Genomic DNA, 15,134 nt, shown 5'->3' with positions numbered 1-15,134 from the left:
CGCTTCAGGCCTTGAGGCGGTACCCGGTCTTGAAGATCCACGCGACGACCGCGACGCAGACCGCGAGGAACAGCATCGTCATGCCGAGGCTGACGCCCACCGCGACATCCGCGATGCCGTAAAAGCTCCAGCGAAAGCCGCTGATCAGGTACACCACGGGGTTGAAAAGGCTGACCTGCTGCCAGAACGGCGGCAGCATGTCGAGCGAATAGAAGCTGCCGCCCAGGAATGTCAGCGGAGTGATGATCAGCAGCGGCACGAGCTGCAGCTTCTCGAAATTGTCGGCCCAGATGCCGATGATGAAACCAAGCAGGCTGAAGGTCACGGCGGTGAGCAGCAGGAACAGGATCATCCAGAACGGATGCTCGATGCGCAGCGGCACGAACAGTCCGGCCGTCGCAAGGATGATCGCGCCGAGGAGGATCGACTTCGTCGCGGCCGCGCCGACGTAGCTCAGTATGATTTCGACATAGGATACGGGCGCCGACAGCAGCTCGTAGATCGTGCCGGTGAACTTGGGGAAGTAGATGCCGAAGGATGCGTTGGACAGGCTTTGTGTCAACAGCGACAGCATGACCAGGCCCGGCACGATGAAGCTGCCGTAGCCGATGCCATCGATCTGCGGAATGCGCGAGCCGATGGCAGCGCCGAAAACGACGAAATAGAGCGACGTGGAGATCACCGGCGAGACGATGCTCTGCAGCAGCGTGCGTTTCGTGCGGGCCATTTCGAACAGGTAGATCGCGCGGATCGCGTGAATGTTCATCGGCCGCTCCTCAGCAGGCCGACGAAAATGTCCTCGAGCGAGCTTTGCGTGGTATGCAGATCCTTGAAGCCGATGCCGGCGGCGGTGAGATCGTCGAGCAGCGCGACAATGCCGTCGCCCTCGCCGTGCGCGGCCCGCGAGTCGTAGGTATAGATCAGTTCGCTCCCCTGGTTCGCGAGTTCGAGCCGGTGCCGCTGCAACGCGGGCGGGATTTCCCCGAGCGGTTGCCGAAGCTGCAGCGTCAGCTGCTTCCTGCCGAGCTTGCGCATCAGTTCGGCCTTGTCCTCGACGACAATGATTTCACCGTTGTTGATCACGCCGACCCGGTCGGCCATTTCCTCGGCCTCCTCGATGTAATGCGTGGTCAGGATGATCGTCACGCCGCTGCTTCTGAGGCGCCGCACCAGCCCCCACATCTCGCGGCGCAGCTCGACATCCACTCCGGCCGTGGGTTCGTCGAGGAACAGGATCTGCGGCTCGTGCGAGAGCGCCTTCGCGATCAAGAGGCGCCGCTTCATGCCACCCGAAAGGGTGATGATCCTGTTGTCCTTCTTGTCCCATAGCGACAGCTCCCGCAACACCTTCTCGAGGTGGGCCGGGTTCGGCGCCTTTCCGAACAGCCCGCGGCTCAGCGACACCGTCGTCCACGCGGATTCGAAAGCGTCGGTCGTCAACTCCTGAGGCACCAGTCCGATCAGCGAACGCGCCGTGCGGTAGTCGCGGATGATGTCGTGCCCGGCCACGGTGACTTTGCCTTCGCTCGGCCGCACGATGCCGCAGATGATGCTGATCAGCGTCGTCTTGCCTGCCCCGTTCGGCCCCAGCAGCGCGAAGATTTCGCCCTGCCGGATCTGGAGGTTGACCGCGCGCAGCGCCCGGAAGCCGCTGGCATAGGTCTTGGAAAGATTGGCGACATCGATGATGACGGACATGAGCGGGACGATAGCAGACCCGCGTCGTACCAGGGTGATGTGCCGCGGGCGGGCGTCGATCCGACAGGAGCCCGCGGGCTCAAGCCATTCCGGCTAGTGCAGCTTGTAAGTCGCCCTGCACGTCTCGTGCAGGTAAGCCAGGACGTGATCCTCGTCCTCGTCGTTCAGCTCGACGCGAGCTTCCGGGCCGAGGTCTTCGGCCCACAGGTGCCGGACATCCGACTGGTACTGGAACGGGACGACGCGATGGATGAATTCGGCGACCGCCGCCTCGTCGAAGCCGGCGCTGCGAAAATTTTCCAGAATGCTGACCGCATCCTTCTTGCGCAGCGCAGGACGGGGCTCCAGGCGCGTGGCGACCATCAGCAGGACGGTGCACATCACGTCCGGGTGTTCCCCCTTGCCGCCCGTGATCTTCCGCCACGTGTCTTCCGTCTCCTGGTCGTGATGGGTCAGTTCGTCGAGGCCGCTGTTGTTGAAGAAGAAAACGCTTGCCAGCGCACCGACGTCCTCCCGGGGAATGAAATCCGCAGCGGGGTACCTCCTGAGCGCCGGGAGGATGTTGTCGAGGAAGTTTTCCTGCGCTTCACGAAGCGCGCCCGCGAGTGCCGGCGGCGCCTCTTTGCTCCATTCGTCCAGAGCCGGGAAGTCATGCTTCCTTTTCCTGCACGCCAAGGCATGGAGTTCCATGAACTGGCCGGCGGAGAACAGCTTTTTTGGCTTTTTCTCGACGAAGAGCACCAGCAATGCACTGTTGATGACCGCTTCGCAGGACTCGTTCATCTGGAGTTCCTTGCGCCCCACGCCCAGCTTTCCGGCCAGCCAATAGCTCAACTCATGCTGGGCCAGGAGGTTCTCGCGGCGGTTTCGTTCCTCCTGGTAACGGGCATGAGTCATCGGCTCGTCGAGCGTCCATAAGGACAGCATCTGCTTTTCCACCTGGGGGACGGCGTGCGGGGGTTCCAGGATCAAGTCTTCCGGCAGGCGCAGCAGGGCACGCAGCGCGTCGGCCCCGGCCTTCGACAGCGAAAGCAGGCTTTTCTGGCGCAGCAGCTCGGCAGCCGGCCCGAGTTTTCCGCCCGATGCCGACTCGAGCGCCAGGCTGACGAGCGTCACCAGGCGAGTGCGCGCGGCCTCGAGTTCCGGCCGAAGGTTGGCGGTGCCGAAAAAGCTGGCCAGCTGGACGACTCCCTTCGCACCTTCGCGCCGAATGGCAGCAAGGCGCTCACTGTCGATGAGGCGCTGGCTCGAGCCATAACGGAGCACCTGCTCGAAATACGGGCGGGTGTCGACGGTTGCGAGATCGGTATTGCTGGACATCGTGTCTGGCGCGCGAAGCACAACGACTTCGCGCTTCCCTGTCAAATGGCGGACTCTTCTTCGTCTTCCGGAATCTTCGGCACGCCCGGCTCCCCGGCCGGGAGCGGCGACTGTACAGCGGCGGCTTCGAGTTCACGACGACTGCGATCCTGGATTTCGATGATCAGCAATTCGAAGCTATCCTGGAACTCATGGCGAAGAACCCACGCTGTTTCCATCCAGTCGCCGTCCGCCACTTCGGAGCGCGACATCGCCGGACGTGCGAGCTCCATCGAGTCGCCGGCTTCGAGTCCCTGCTCCATGTCGTCGAACTGCTCCGCATCGAAAGTGTGCGTCCGTTTCGGCGCCATCGCCTTCTCGAGATCGAAGTCTTCTTCGAACCGGCCGTGGAAGGCGAAGTTCTGCAGCAGATCGTGGTAATCGGTGAAGTAGTCGGCCAGCAGGCGAATGCCTTCATCGCGCTCGGTGAGGCATTCGAGGATCTCGGCGCAGGACGCCGGCGTGCGGTGCATCACGGCGTTCATCGTGTTGCGCAGGCGCGGCACGTATTTTTCGATCGGTTCGCCATATTTGCGTTCGAGCAGGATGGCGTCGACGAACTGTTCCGCACTGACGACCAGGTTGACCACCGACTCCTTGCTGGAGTCGAACTCACGCATGATCGCCAGCAGATCCTTCGGTTCGATCTCATCGAGGACGCTCACCAGCGCCTGGTCACCGCCCGCTTCGGCGATGGCGACCAGTTGGGATTCCGCCTCGGCGATTTCGCCGGCGAGGATCAGGGCTTGAGTCTGGAGGACGACAGGGTGGGTCATGGATTCAGTGCTCAACGGTCAGGGGTATCGAAGCCTTGTTCGGCCATCCAGCTTTCGCCGGCCTCGCCAAGGTCTTCGGTATCGTCTTCATCTTCTTCCTCGACGTGAAAAGTCGAGTCGGGCTTGCGGATGTCTTCGGTCAGCATCCACTCGAGCACCGCGGTGGTGGTGAGGAACGCTTCGCCGTCGGCGTTGCGCAGGCACATTTCGATGAGCGGACGCGCCCAGGGTTCAATGTCCAGGGTCTTTTCCACTTCCGCCCAGCGCGGAAAGCGGCCGAGCCCCGGAGTGGCGTTGGCGGCACGGTCAAGAATCCTGCGGTCGTTGAACGTATAGGCTCCGTGCAGTGCCGGCGCGACCATTTCCGGCGCCTCCTCGATCATCGGCAACAGATCCTTCAGGCACTGGCGCTTTTCCTGCAGGCGCCTGGCGAGCACGTTCCTGTTTTCCGAATCGGTGCGCAGATCATCCAGCTCGCTGTTGTAGCGTTCGGAAAGATCCTCGAAATAAAACGACGTCATGTAATCACTTTCTCGATATATGCGTTCCACAGCGAGGCCGCTTCCTGCAGCGGATCGTCGATCAGATTGCGACGCCGCAGCGCATCGTATTCGCGACGCCTGGCCTCGTCCCCCAGCAACTCGTAAGCCGTCTGCACTTCGCGAAAACGCGCCGACGCGTCGGCCGAGGGGTTTTTGTCGGGATGATACAGACGGGCAGCCTTCCGGTAGGCCGATTTGATTTCATCAAGAGATGCAACAGGCGAAATATCAAGGACTTCGTAAGGGTCTCTCATTTTATGATTATCAATCAGCCGGGTTTATGGTCGTCAGTATAACAACGAACTATTGCACCCTTGCCGGAGAGTCAGCTTTCGTGGCACCTGCGGTGTGGACGAGGCGCTCGAAGAACGACCCCTGACCCATTCCGGAACGGCCAGGCAGCGAGCTATCGAAACGTCATCGCCTCCGGGGGCCACCCCTGGCACACGGGCGGCACTCGGCTTTATTAATATGGAGGTCATATTCCTCCCGTAGGGTGGCGAGACCGAGACTTCCTGCCAGACAGCCATGATTCGTCTTATCCCCGAGAAATTTGTGCCCCCGGTCCCGCGTTTCCATTCGAGCCGGGACGATGGCCTGTATCAACCTATTCCCTTCGCATTCGTCACCGACCGGATGCGCCAGTGCATCGAGCATGAACGACAGGTCCTGCTCGATGCCCTTTCGCCAACGGTCCGCGCACGACAGGAGAAAGTCTTCCAGTGCTATGACCCGCATGCGAGCCACCGTACCTACCAGAGCATCCTGAGGCGCTTTCGCCTGGCGGAGAAGCAGGACGGCGTCCGGCAGGCGAGAGACTGAGAGAGACTGAATCAGCGCCGAACCGGCTGATCATTCCGTATCCGATACGCCGCACCGACAAGCCCTGTAGCGAGTCCACGGCGAACTGCAATCACAAATCTGGCAAAAAGCGGTGGCGGTCACAGAGCTCTTCAGTGACCACGCGCCGGATTCGTTCCTGCTCGCCCCGATGTCATCGGCGGACCCGCTGCTTCATCTGTCTCGCGTCGGTTCACTTCACCTCGGTCCTAGAGACTCCACGATGACGTACCTCCTGCACCCTGCGATCTGGCTTTCCGCCCGATTCAATTTCCGCTGGAAACTGTTCGGCACCTTTCTACTCTTCGCGATTCCACTGACCGCAGCGACGGCGCTGCTGGTGCTGGAGGCGAGGCATTCACTCGCGCGCATCGATCGGCAGCGCGAAGGGCTCGCGCTGCAGTTGCCGCTACTCGGCCTCGTGCGCAGCGTCCAGGATCACTACGCGGCGTCGCTGGCGACGATTCACGGCGAGGTGTCGATGGGCTCGCGCATGGCGGCGACGAGGATCGAGTTCGAGCGTGGCGCACCGGCGGTGCTCGGGCATCGGCTGGCTGGCGACCAAGGGGCGCAGATCGCCCGGCAATGGCAGGCGCTCACCGCGACACCGCCCACGGATGCCGACGCGAGCCGGAACGCCCATGAGGGAATCCTCGACGATCTGTTCCGGCTGCGCGAGACTTTCGTCGATCAGAGCGGATTGAGTCTCAACGACGACGCGGGGACTCAAGTTCTGACCGATCTTCTCAACACGCAGTTAGTGCCACTGATTCAGAACCTCGGACAGGCACGCGATGTCGGTGTCGGTGTCGGCGTCATTGCCCGCGGGCGGATCAGCATGTCGCAGCGCGAGGCAATGAGCATCGTTCGCGGCAGTTTTGACACCCTGCTCACGTGGATGGACCGCAGCGTGGAGAAAATTGGAGTCATTCGCCCAGAACTGAAGGGCGCACTCGCCGAGCCGCTCGCCACGCTGAACGGCTCCGCGCTCGGAGTCCAGGAATACCTGACGACAAAGTTGATCAACACGAGCGATTTCGACATTGCCCCCGCCTCCTACCACGCCAAGGGCAGCGCAGCACTCGAAGCGGGGATAGCCTTCGCCGCGCGCTTGATACCCGGGATCGACCAGTTGATGGCCACCCGCGAGCAGGAAACCCGCAGCGCGTTCCAGTCCGCACTGCTCGCATTCGCGATCGCCGTCGCATTGATCGCGTATCTCTTCGCCGGCGCCTATACGTCGATCCTGCGCTCGATCCACGAACTCGAAGTGGCCGCTCGCGCGATGGCAGCCGGCGACCTTCGGGCCCGCGTGATGGTACGCACGCACGACGAGATCGGTCACGTCGGCAACGGATTCAATGCGATGGCGGAGAGCTTTTCGGCGCTGATCGCCAAGGTCGCCGGGGCGGCCGGCAATACCCGGTCGGCTGCGAGCGAGCTCACCGACCAGGTCGCGCAGGTGACCGCGGCGTCAGCCCGCCAGAGCGAATCGGCCGCACGCTCGTCCAGTTCGGTCCAGGCGCTCGCAGTCAGCGTGCAGCAGGTCGCCACGCACGCCGAGGACACGAACCGGATTACCCGGCAAGCGGCGGAACTTTCTGCCGACGGTCGGGCCATCGCCGATCAGGCAGCCGCCGGGATGCAGTGCATCGTCGACGACATCGCCGCCGCCGTGGCTGCGGTGCTGGCGCTCGAGGAGCGTTCGCGCACGATCGATCGAGTGGCCTATGTGATCGCGGAGATCGCTGAGCAGACAAACCTGCTCGCACTGAACGCGGCGATCGAGGCGGCGCGGGCCGGCGAAGTCGGACGCGGGTTCGCGGTCGTCGCCGACGAAGTGCGCAAGCTCGCGAACCGCACCGGCAGTTCCACACGCGAGATCGCCGCGACGATCCGCGAGATGCGCAACGGAATCCAGGACGTTGTCGCCGGCATCCGGCAAGGCAGCGCTCGCGTCGGCGAGAGTTCGGTGCTATTCGCGAAGGTGCTGAGCGCGCTCGACGCGATCCACTACGAAGTCACGCGCTCGGCGATGCTGGTCGGCGATATCGTCTCCGTCACCCGGGCGCAGACCGACGCCAGTCATGACATCGCGCGCAGCATCGAGACCATGGCAGTGATGGCAGACGAAAATCACGGTACGGCGCGCCGAACGGGAACCGCAATCAGCGACCTGCTGCAGCTCTCGGACAGCCTCCGGGTCGCGATCGCAGAACTGAGGGTGTGAGGGCCGCGGAGCGCAAGACTTTTCCGTCGCCTTCATGGCGTTGCAACAATACGTGAGCACGATGTCCCCTGCTGGTCGCAGCAGCGCGCGGGCGGATGCCCTGCCCTCTTGGCGCGTCGCGGCTTGATCGCCCGGAAAGATCTTTATCTGCCTCGAGGAACATCATGCTTTCGAAATCCGACCTTTTTGTCCTGTTCGACGCTCTCCTCGAGACTCATGCGCTCGAATACGAATTCCAGCCGATTGCCGACATCGGCCGGGCGTCGGTGCTGGGCTACGAAGCGCTGATGCGCGGGCCGCTCGGCTCCGCGTTGCGCTCGCCCGACGATCTGTTGAGCGTCGCAAAAAGCGCCGGGCGCATGGCGGACCTCGAGCGCGAGGCCTGCCTCGGAGCGATCAGCGCGTTTGGGCGAGTGGGCGTGCCCGGAAAGCTGTTCCTGAACCTGTCGGGATCGATGATCGAGCACTTTGCGCGAGACAACGGACGCCAGATGCTGGACTGTGCTCAGCAGGCCGGCCTCTCTCCGGGCCGGCTCGTGCTCGAACTGACCGAGCACGAACGCGTCGAGGATGTCGAAGGACTGCAGGTGGCTATGAAGACACTCGCCGCGCTTGGCGTCACGCTCGCGCTCGACGATTTCGGCGATGGCCGCTCAAGCCTGCGCTTGTGGGTGCAACTGAAGCCGCAGATCGTCAAACTCGACAAGTATTTCGTGCGAGGCCTGCAGGGCGACAGCCGCAAGATCGAGGTGATCCGCAGCGTGCTGCGGCTGGCCGAAGTACTCGCCACGCCGCTCGTCGCCGAAGGAATCGAGGATGCGGCCGAACTCGCGGTGCTGCGTAACCTCGGCTGTCATTATGCGCAGGGTTACTGTATTGGCCGTCCGACCGCGGCGCCGACCGCCGTGCTGCCGGATGCCGTGGTGAATGTGCTGACGTCGGGAAAAATCTTGGTCCTGCCGAGGCGCGCGCCCGCGGCGCATCGGGCCACCCGCGGTGGACTTGTCGTCGCGCCCCAACATTGAAGTTCTGCCCGTTCGACAATGGCGCGGTGCGAGGGCCTGAACTCGCACGTGCCGCGTCCCGTCCAATGGAAGGATTTCCCTTCGCGCGAGGCCGGTCGCCCCTCAGGCCCGCCCGACACGAACATCAAGAGGCGGCCCATATGTCCGAGCCCACCGCGTACCTCGACACCCCCGAAGTTCGTTCCGGCATTCCGCCCGCGCTCCGGGGGTGGTTCGAGTCACTTGACGAGATGCGAAGGCGCACCGGCAGAATGCTCGATCGCATCAACCTCGGTCGGCAGGAAACCGAATTCGAGGTTGTGTTTTCGCGGCCGGCTGTCCGTCTGCGCGTCTATGGAAAGTCGCGTGAAGGGTCGCCCGTGCTGCTCATCGTGCCGGCGCCGATCAAACGTCCGTATATCTGGGATCTGTCGCCGGAACGAAGCGTGGTGCGCAAGGCGATCGAGCGCGGTTTCGACATCTATCTGGTCGAATGGACCGAAGCGCAGGACGACGAGGCTCGCTTCGGCCTCGAAGAATATGCGCTGGTCGCACTCGAGGAGTGCATCGAGGCGATCCGGTCTCGGTCGCAGTCCAGCCGGATCTTCGTTGCGGGGCATTCGCTCGGCGGCACGTTCGCCGGCCTCTACAGCGCCTGCCATCCCGAACACGTCAAGGGCCTCGTGCTGATCGAGGCGCCGCTCCATTTTGCCGAGGCCTCCGGGGCATTCAAACGCATGCTCGACGCCGGGGGGCCTGCGCAGGCCCTGCTTCAGTCGTCGCGCCCTGTTCCGGGTTCGCTGATCAACCTGATGAGCCTGTGGGCATCGCCGAAGACGTTTCAGCATGAGCGGTATCTCGACTTCGTCGCGAGCCTGGGCTCTCGCACGAACCTCGAAACCCACGTGCGCGTCGAACGATGGACGCTGGACGAACTCCCCATGGCGCGCAGGCTTTTCGACGAGGTCGTCGAGCAGCTCTATCGCAACGACCGGTTCATGCACGGCGAATTGACGCTCGGAAACAGGCGCATTCATCCTCGTGACGTGACGTCGCCCGTGTTCGCCGTTTTCGACCCGAACAGCCACATCATTCCGCCCGCTTCGCTCCTCGCGTTCTATGAGCAGGTCGGCAGCCGGGACAAGCAGTCGATGCCCTACCCCGGAGACACCGGCGTCGCGCTGCAGCACGTCGGCGCGCTGGTCGGCGAAAACGCCCACCGCCTGATCTGGCCGCGGATTTTCGACTGGATGGAGCGGCGTTCTTCCGAGTGAGCGCTGATTTCAATCGCACCTTGTGCGCCCGGACGATTGGCACGAAGACCGACATGCAGCCCTACAGGAATCTGAGCGGGAAATCGGGAGTGGCTGCCTTCGAGATCGGCGACGATTTCGTGAAAGTGCTGTTCCGCGACAATCCCCGCGTCTACGTCTATTCGACTCCCCCCATCGCAATCGCGAAGATCGAGCAGATGAAAGGGCTCGCGCTTGTCGGACGCGGCCTTGCGACCTTCATCAGCCGGAACTCCGACGTCAGAGCGGGGTTTTCGTGAAACGTTTCAGCGAAGATGAGGCCATTCCCGAAGCGAGATGCACATCCGCGACGCGCAGGCAGGGCATCGGGAGCGAAGACCGCCCATGTGCACCGTCAGCGAGAAAGGGATACCTGCATCCGCGCGCACCGGAACTCCCGGATGAACGACGACGCAGCGATTCTTGCTAACATCCATGCGAGCTGGCTCATCGGGAGCTGTGCTGTTTGAAAGCCAATAGACCCATGCCGAACATTCCGCCGTTCCTGGTGCCCAACCGAATCGAATCTCCGCGCCTCGTCCTGCGCACCTTTCGTCCCGACGACTGGCCCTCCCTGCACGAGCACTATTCCGACGCCGAAAGCACCCGCTTCACCTTCCGCCGCGCGCTTTCCGAAGGCGACAGCTGGTATGCGATGGCGAACATGGTCGGACACTGGCACCTCAGAGGGTACGGCCCTTATGCGGTCGAGGAAAAAGCGACCGGAAACGTGCTCGGAACAGTCGGGCTGTGGTACCCGAAGGACTGGCCCGAGCCGGAAATCAAATGGGCACTGACCCGTCGATACTGGGGCAAGGGTTACGCCAGCGAGGCGGCGCGCGCCGTGCAGGCGATGGCCAAGGAGCACCTTCCGGACGTCTCGCTGATCAGCTTCATCCACGCCGAGAACGCGGCCTCGATCGCGCTGGCCCTGGCCGTCGGCGCGACGTTCGAAAAGGAAATGCCGTTTCGCGGCGCGACCTGGCACATCTACCGCCACCCGCGTTGAAAGACGCCGGAGCCACCGGCAGCGTGGTCGGCAAACTCTATGTTCCGTATCCAGGATGCGTCTCCGCCGGCGCGCCGCGCCGGCTCAGCACACAACAGGATCAGAACAGGAACGGCTGTTTTGTCGCGGGCGCAGCACCGGCGGCAAAGACTTTCGCCTGCCGCGGTTTGAACCACACCGGGTGGCCGGGCGACAGTTCGAGATTCGCAGCGCGTTCTCGCGTCAGTTCGACTTCGATCGTCTCCGCCTCGTGCTCGAGTTCGACGCGCACGAGCGGCCCGATGCGATGCACGTGACTGACTCTCGCCTGCATGCCGCCCGACAGCGGCGCAAGATCGAGGTCGATGTCGTGCGGGCGCACGAACGCGATCGAGCCTGCTCCGGGCGCCTCCCCTTCCCGCTCGACTTCCGCCCAACCCCCGTGCATGCGGTTGTGGAAGACGTTCACGTTACCGAGGAACTGGTAGACGAACGGCGACGCCGGGCTCGAATAGACTTCATCGGGCGAGCCGATCTGCTCGATGTGGCCGCGGTTCATGACGACGACGCGATCGGCGACTTCGAGCGCCTCTTCCTGGTCGTGCGTGACGAACACCGACGAGATGTGCATCTCGTCGTGCAGCCGCCGCAGCCAGCGCCGCAGTTCCTTCCTCACCTTCGTGTCGAGCGCGCCGAACGGCTCGTCGAGCAGCAGCACCTTCGGCTCGACCGCGAGCGCGCGAGCGAGCGCGATCCGCTGGCGCTGGCCGCCCGAGAGCTGCGAGGGGTAGCGGTTCGCGAGCCAGTCGAGCTGCACGAGCTTCAGCAGGTTCATCACCCGTTCGCGGATCTCGGCCTCAGGTGGTCGGGTCTTCCTCGGTCGCACGCGCAGGCCGAACGCGACGTTCTCGAATACCGACATGTGGCGGAACAGCGCGTAATGCTGGAACACGAAGCCGACCTGGCGCTCGCGTGCATGCACGTGCGTCGCTTCCTCGCCGCCGAACAGCACGTTGCCGCCGTCGGGAGATTCCATGCCCGCGATGATGCGCAAAAGCGTCGTCTTGCCGCAGCCGGAGGGCCCGAGCAGCGCGACCAGCTCACCGGTCGGAATGTCGAGCGACAGGTCGTCGAGCGCGACGAAGTTGCCGAAGCGCTTGCTGATGTTGCGGATTTCGATGCTCATAGGCGTTCCGTGGCGACAGACGGGGGCAGTTCGGTTTTTTCCGGTGGCAGTTCGGCGGTCAGCATCTCGGTTTCCTTGCGCATGCGCCATTCGACAATGGTCTTCGCGACGAGCGTGACGAGGCCGAGGAAGGCGAGCACCGTCGCCGCGGCGAACGCACCGATCTGGTTGTATTCGTTGTAGAGGATCTCGACGTGCAGCGGCAGCGTGTTCGTTTCGCCGCGGATGTGGCCGGAGACGACGCTGACGGCGCCGAACTCGCCCATCGCACGCGCGTTGGCGAGGATTACGCCGTACATCAAGCCCCACTTGATGTTCGGCAGCGTCACGCGCCAGAACATCTGCCAGCCGGACGCGCCGAGCGACACTGCCGCTTCCTCCTCATCGCGACCCTGCGCCTGCATCAGCGGGATCAGCTCGCGCGCGACGAACGGGAAAGTCACGAACAGCGTCGCGAGGATCATGCCGGGCAGCGCGAAGATGATCTTGATGTCGTGCGCGGCGAGCCACGGGCCGAGATAGCCTTGGGCACCGAACAGGATGATGAAGATCAGGCCGGCGACGACAGGAGACACCGCGAACGGCAGGTCGATCAGCGTCGTCAGGAGGCTCTTGCCGCGAAACTCGAACTTCGCGATCGCCCACGCCCCGGCAACGCCGAACGCAATGTTGAACGGCAGCACGAGCGCCGCGATCGTCAGCGTCAGCAGCATCGCCGAGCGCGCCTCGCCTTCCTGCAGCGCGTCCCAGTACACTTGCGCGCCCTGCGCAAACGCTTCCCAGAACACCGCGATCAGCGGCAGCACGAGGAACAGGAACAGGAAACCGAGCGCGACCGCGGTCAGCAGCAGGCGAACCCAGCGCGGCTCCGCGGTGGCACGACGCGTCGTCGTCATGGCTGCCCTCCGGCAATCGCGAGAGCACCCGGTGCGTCGGCCGGCGCGTCCCCGTCCCGGCTCTTCGCGTGGCGGTTCGCCGCCCACCACTGCAGCACGTTGATCACCAGCAGCATGACGAACGAGATCACGAGCATCACCACCGCGAGCGCGGTCGCGCCGAGGATGTCGTACTGTTCGAGCTTCGAGATGATCAGGAGCGGCGTGATTTCCGAGATCAGCGGCATGTTGCCGGCGATGAAGATCACCGAGCCGAACTCGCCGATCGCGCGCGAGAACGCGAGCGTGAAGCCGGTCAGCCACGCAGGGAAGATCCCCGGCAGCAGCACGCGGGAGAACGTCTGCCAACGCGTCGCGCCGAGCGACGCTGCCGCTTCCTCGACTTCCGCCTCGATGTCCTCGATGACCGGCTGCAGCGTGCGCACGACGAACGGCAGCGTGACGAAGATCAGCGCAACGACGATGCCCAGCGGCGTGAACGCGACCTGCATGCCGAGCTTCGCGAGATGCTGCCCGATCCAGCCGTTTTCGGCGTACAGCGTCGCGAGCGTGATGCCCGCCACCGCAGTCGGCAGCGCGAACGGCAGGTCGACGAGCGCGTCGACGAAGCGCTTGCCGGGAAACGGATAACGCACCAGCACCCACGCGACGATCAGGCCGAACAGCGCATTGATCGCGGCTGCCCCCAGGGAGGCGCCGAAGGTCACGCGGTAGGACGCAAGCGCACGCGAGCTACTGGCGGTCGCCCAGAAATCGCTCCACGACATCTGGCCCGTGAACAAGATCAGACCGGCAAGCGGGATCAGCACCAGCAGGGTCAGATACGTGAGCGTGTAACCCAATCCGAGACGGAAACCGGGCAGGACTCCATCGCGTTTGGCTGCGGCAGGAAACATGTCGGGGACGGCGGCGTGACGAAAGATTGAAAGCGACGCGGCCCGCCTAAGCGGGCCGCCGGGCACTCGAAGCGACGGATTTTACTTCTGAGCGTAGATCTGGTCGAAGGTGCCGCCGTCCTTGAAATGGGTCGCGGCCGCCTTGCTCCAGCCGCCGAACATTTCGTCGACGGTGAAGGTCTTGATCGGCGGGAACGCCGAAGCGTATTTCTTCAGCACCTCCGGGTCGCGCGGGCGCAGGTAGTTCTTCGCGGCGTTCTCCTGGCCTTCCTTCGACCACAGGTAGTCGAGGTAGGCCCGGGCGAGTTCGCGCGTGCCCTTCTTGTCGACGACTTTCTCGACGATCGCGACAGGAAACTCGGCGAGGATCGACAGGCTCGGATAGACGACCTCGAACTCGCCGCGGCCGAACTCCTTCGCGATCAGCTCGGCCTCGGATTCGAACGTCACGAGCACGTCGCCGATCCTGCGCTGCATGAACGTCGTCGTCGCGTCGCGCCCGCCGGAGCCGAACAGCGGCGCATTTTTCAGCCAGTTGCCGACGAACTCCTGCGCAGTCTCGTCGTTGCCGCCGGGCTGCTCCAGCGCGTAGCCCCACGCGGCGAGATACGAATAGCGGCCGTTGCCGGTGTTCTTCGGGTGCGGGATGATCAGCTGCACGGCACCCGGCTTCGCGATGTCGTTCCAGTCCTTGATCCCTTTCGGATTGCCCTTGCGCACGATGAACACCATCGTCGAGGTGTACGGCGACGCGTGGTCCGGGAAGCGCTTCGCGTAGTCGGTCGCGACGAGGCCCTTCTGGGCGAGGAAATCGACGTCCGTCGCCTGGTTCATCGTCACCACATCGGCCTCCAGTCCGTCGGCGACCGCGCGCGCCTGCTTCGACGAACCGGCATGCGACTGGCGGATTTCGACGGTCTCCCCGGTTTTCTCCTTCCAGTGCTTCTGGAAGAGCGGGTTGTAATCCTTATAGACATCACGCGCGACGTCGTATGACACGTTGAGCAGATTCGACTGGGCGTGCGCGCCCGTCGCGAGCGCGAGCGCGGCCGCGAGCAACAGTGTGGAAAATTTGTTCATGGAAACTCCAGTGACGGAACGGCAAGGTCAGCGGCATGAACGATAGCCGAAGCCGGCCGAAGCTGTCATGCATGAAATTCCCTTTCTTTATTACGATTGGAACTATGGGAAAACCTCCCACGCAGGGGCGAGCCGGCTGGCAAATATTCCGGTGGCGCTGCAGTTACCGGTCGTTACAAGGAGTTTCCTCCCCGAAGAGCCCGCCCAGGGGGATATTGGAAGCGAGTAACGCATAATTTGCCCAAATGGAAGAATGACAATCCGGGCAACTGCCTGAACGCCATTTCGAGCTTGGGAAGTCACGATGTCACTTCATGCCACTGTTACCTGTCCGAGTTGCGGAAGCG

Annotated in this window: 16 protein-coding genes; 6 read left to right on the top strand and 10 right to left on the bottom strand. The window is 63.5% G+C overall.

What is annotated here, in order from left to right:
* Positions 1-4 precede the first annotated feature (4 nt).
* The 6 genes from EBN1_RS17680 to EBN1_RS17655 form a co-directional block, all read right to left on the bottom strand.
* The gene (locus tag EBN1_RS17680) at positions 5-766 is read right to left on the bottom strand and encodes an ABC transporter permease (protein ID WP_011239344.1); all 762 of its coding nucleotides are present in this window, start codon (positions 764-766) and stop codon (positions 5-7) included.
* The gene (locus EBN1_RS17675) at positions 763-1,698 is read right to left on the bottom strand and encodes an ABC transporter ATP-binding protein (RefSeq protein ID WP_011239343.1); all 936 of its coding nucleotides are present in this window, start codon (positions 1,696-1,698) and stop codon (positions 763-765) included. Before EBN1_RS17675 ends, EBN1_RS17680 begins: the two co-directional genes overlap by 4 nt.
* 93 nt (positions 1,699-1,791) lie before the next feature.
* The gene (locus EBN1_RS17670) at positions 1,792-3,018 is read right to left on the bottom strand and encodes a hypothetical protein (protein ID WP_157866649.1); all 1,227 of its coding nucleotides are present in this window, start codon (positions 3,016-3,018) and stop codon (positions 1,792-1,794) included.
* Between the two features lie 41 nt (positions 3,019-3,059).
* The gene (locus EBN1_RS17665; RefSeq protein WP_041646558.1) at positions 3,060-3,833 is read right to left on the bottom strand and encodes a hypothetical protein; all 774 of its coding nucleotides are present in this window, start codon (positions 3,831-3,833) and stop codon (positions 3,060-3,062) included.
* 11 nt (positions 3,834-3,844) lie between these two features.
* Positions 3,845-4,354 carry a hypothetical protein gene (locus EBN1_RS17660; protein WP_041646557.1) on the bottom strand — a complete coding sequence of 170 codons (510 nt, stop codon included), beginning with the start codon at positions 4,352-4,354 and terminating at the stop codon, positions 3,845-3,847.
* Positions 4,351-4,629, bottom strand: coding sequence for a DnaJ domain-containing protein (locus tag EBN1_RS17655; RefSeq protein WP_011239339.1), 279 nt, complete (start codon positions 4,627-4,629; stop codon positions 4,351-4,353). The genes EBN1_RS17660 and EBN1_RS17655 overlap by 4 nt, the downstream gene beginning before the upstream one ends.
* 301 nt (positions 4,630-4,930) lie before the next feature.
* Here EBN1_RS17655 and EBN1_RS17650 point away from each other — a divergent pair, with 301 nt between their 5' ends.
* The 6 genes from EBN1_RS17650 to EBN1_RS17625 all read left to right on the top strand — a co-directional run bounded on the left by EBN1_RS17650 (position 4,931) and on the right by EBN1_RS17625 (position 10,750).
* Positions 4,931-5,197 (top strand): hypothetical protein, encoded by a 267-nt coding sequence (locus EBN1_RS17650; protein ID WP_241762761.1) that lies wholly within the window; start codon positions 4,931-4,933, stop codon positions 5,195-5,197.
* 241 nt (positions 5,198-5,438) lie between these two features.
* Positions 5,439-7,445 (top strand): methyl-accepting chemotaxis protein, encoded by a 2,007-nt coding sequence (locus EBN1_RS17645; protein WP_011239336.1) that lies wholly within the window; start codon positions 5,439-5,441, stop codon positions 7,443-7,445.
* A 95-nt stretch (positions 7,446-7,540) separates the two neighbouring features.
* Positions 7,541-8,470 carry an EAL domain-containing protein gene (locus tag EBN1_RS17640; RefSeq protein ID WP_241762760.1) on the top strand — a complete coding sequence of 310 codons (930 nt, stop codon included), beginning with the start codon at positions 7,541-7,543 and terminating at the stop codon, positions 8,468-8,470.
* Between the two features lie 140 nt (positions 8,471-8,610).
* Positions 8,611-9,723 carry an alpha/beta fold hydrolase gene (locus EBN1_RS17635; protein WP_011239334.1) on the top strand — a complete coding sequence of 371 codons (1,113 nt, stop codon included), beginning with the start codon at positions 8,611-8,613 and terminating at the stop codon, positions 9,721-9,723.
* Between the two features lie 53 nt (positions 9,724-9,776).
* Entirely contained in the window at positions 9,777-10,001 is a 225-nt protein-coding gene (locus tag EBN1_RS17630) for a hypothetical protein (RefSeq protein ID WP_041647597.1), read from the top strand.
* A gap of 224 nt (positions 10,002-10,225) precedes the next feature.
* A complete protein-coding gene (locus EBN1_RS17625; protein WP_041646556.1) occupies positions 10,226-10,750 on the top strand; it encodes a GNAT family N-acetyltransferase in 525 nt (174 codons plus the stop codon).
* A gap of 100 nt (positions 10,751-10,850) precedes the next feature.
* Here the strand turns inward: EBN1_RS17625 and EBN1_RS17620 are convergent, their stop codons facing one another.
* From EBN1_RS17620 to EBN1_RS17605, 4 genes are all read right to left on the bottom strand, one after another.
* Entirely contained in the window at positions 10,851-11,915 is a 1,065-nt protein-coding gene (locus EBN1_RS17620; RefSeq protein ID WP_011239330.1) for a sulfate/molybdate ABC transporter ATP-binding protein, read from the bottom strand.
* Entirely contained in the window at positions 11,912-12,811 is a 900-nt protein-coding gene (gene cysW, locus EBN1_RS17615) for a sulfate ABC transporter permease subunit CysW (protein WP_011239329.1), read from the bottom strand. The genes EBN1_RS17620 and cysW overlap by 4 nt, the downstream gene beginning before the upstream one ends.
* On the bottom strand, positions 12,808-13,707 hold the full coding sequence (gene cysT, locus EBN1_RS17610) for a sulfate ABC transporter permease subunit CysT (protein ID WP_011239328.1): 900 nt from the start codon (positions 13,705-13,707) through the stop codon (positions 12,808-12,810). The genes cysW and cysT overlap by 4 nt, the downstream gene beginning before the upstream one ends.
* 81 nt (positions 13,708-13,788) lie before the next feature.
* On the bottom strand, positions 13,789-14,787 hold the full coding sequence (locus tag EBN1_RS17605) for a sulfate ABC transporter substrate-binding protein (RefSeq protein WP_011239327.1): 999 nt from the start codon (positions 14,785-14,787) through the stop codon (positions 13,789-13,791).
* Positions 14,788-15,134 lie beyond the last annotated feature (347 nt).

Source organism: Aromatoleum aromaticum EbN1 (assembly GCF_000025965.1).
GTDB lineage: Bacteria > Pseudomonadota > Gammaproteobacteria > Burkholderiales > Rhodocyclaceae > Aromatoleum > Aromatoleum aromaticum.
Note: the sequence above shows the minus strand (reverse complement) of the source record. Positions and strands in the feature narration are given on the sequence as shown.

Excerpts from the sequence above, each read along its gene's own strand:
- EBN1_RS17680 (WP_011239344.1), bottom strand. The coding sequence starts at position 766 with ATGAACATTCACGCGATCCGCGCGATCTACCTGTTCGAAATGGCCCGC.
- EBN1_RS17675 (WP_011239343.1), bottom strand. The coding sequence starts at position 1,698 with ATGTCCGTCATCATCGATGTCGCCAATCTTTCCAAGACCTATGCCAGC.
- EBN1_RS17670 (WP_157866649.1), bottom strand. The coding sequence starts at position 3,018 with ATGTCCAGCAATACCGATCTCGCAACCGTCGACACCCGCCCGTATTTC.
- EBN1_RS17665 (WP_041646558.1), bottom strand. The coding sequence starts at position 3,833 with ATGACCCACCCTGTCGTCCTCCAGACTCAAGCCCTGATCCTCGCCGGC.
- EBN1_RS17660 (WP_041646557.1), bottom strand. The coding sequence starts at position 4,354 with ATGACGTCGTTTTATTTCGAGGATCTTTCCGAACGCTACAACAGCGAG.
- EBN1_RS17655 (WP_011239339.1), bottom strand. The coding sequence starts at position 4,629 with ATGAGAGACCCTTACGAAGTCCTTGATATTTCGCCTGTTGCATCTCTT.
- EBN1_RS17645 (WP_011239336.1), top strand. The coding sequence starts at position 5,439 with ATGACGTACCTCCTGCACCCTGCGATCTGGCTTTCCGCCCGATTCAAT.
- EBN1_RS17640 (WP_241762760.1), top strand. The coding sequence starts at position 7,541 with ATGCCCTGCCCTCTTGGCGCGTCGCGGCTTGATCGCCCGGAAAGATCT.
- EBN1_RS17635 (WP_011239334.1), top strand. The coding sequence starts at position 8,611 with ATGTCCGAGCCCACCGCGTACCTCGACACCCCCGAAGTTCGTTCCGGC.
- EBN1_RS17630 (WP_041647597.1), top strand. The coding sequence starts at position 9,777 with ATGCAGCCCTACAGGAATCTGAGCGGGAAATCGGGAGTGGCTGCCTTC.
- EBN1_RS17625 (WP_041646556.1), top strand. The coding sequence starts at position 10,226 with ATGCCGAACATTCCGCCGTTCCTGGTGCCCAACCGAATCGAATCTCCG.
- EBN1_RS17620 (WP_011239330.1), bottom strand. The coding sequence starts at position 11,915 with ATGAGCATCGAAATCCGCAACATCAGCAAGCGCTTCGGCAACTTCGTC.
- cysW (WP_011239329.1), bottom strand. The coding sequence starts at position 12,811 with ATGACGACGACGCGTCGTGCCACCGCGGAGCCGCGCTGGGTTCGCCTG.
- cysT (WP_011239328.1), bottom strand. The coding sequence starts at position 13,707 with ATGTTTCCTGCCGCAGCCAAACGCGATGGAGTCCTGCCCGGTTTCCGT.
- EBN1_RS17605 (WP_011239327.1), bottom strand. The coding sequence starts at position 14,787 with ATGAACAAATTTTCCACACTGTTGCTCGCGGCCGCGCTCGCGCTCGCG.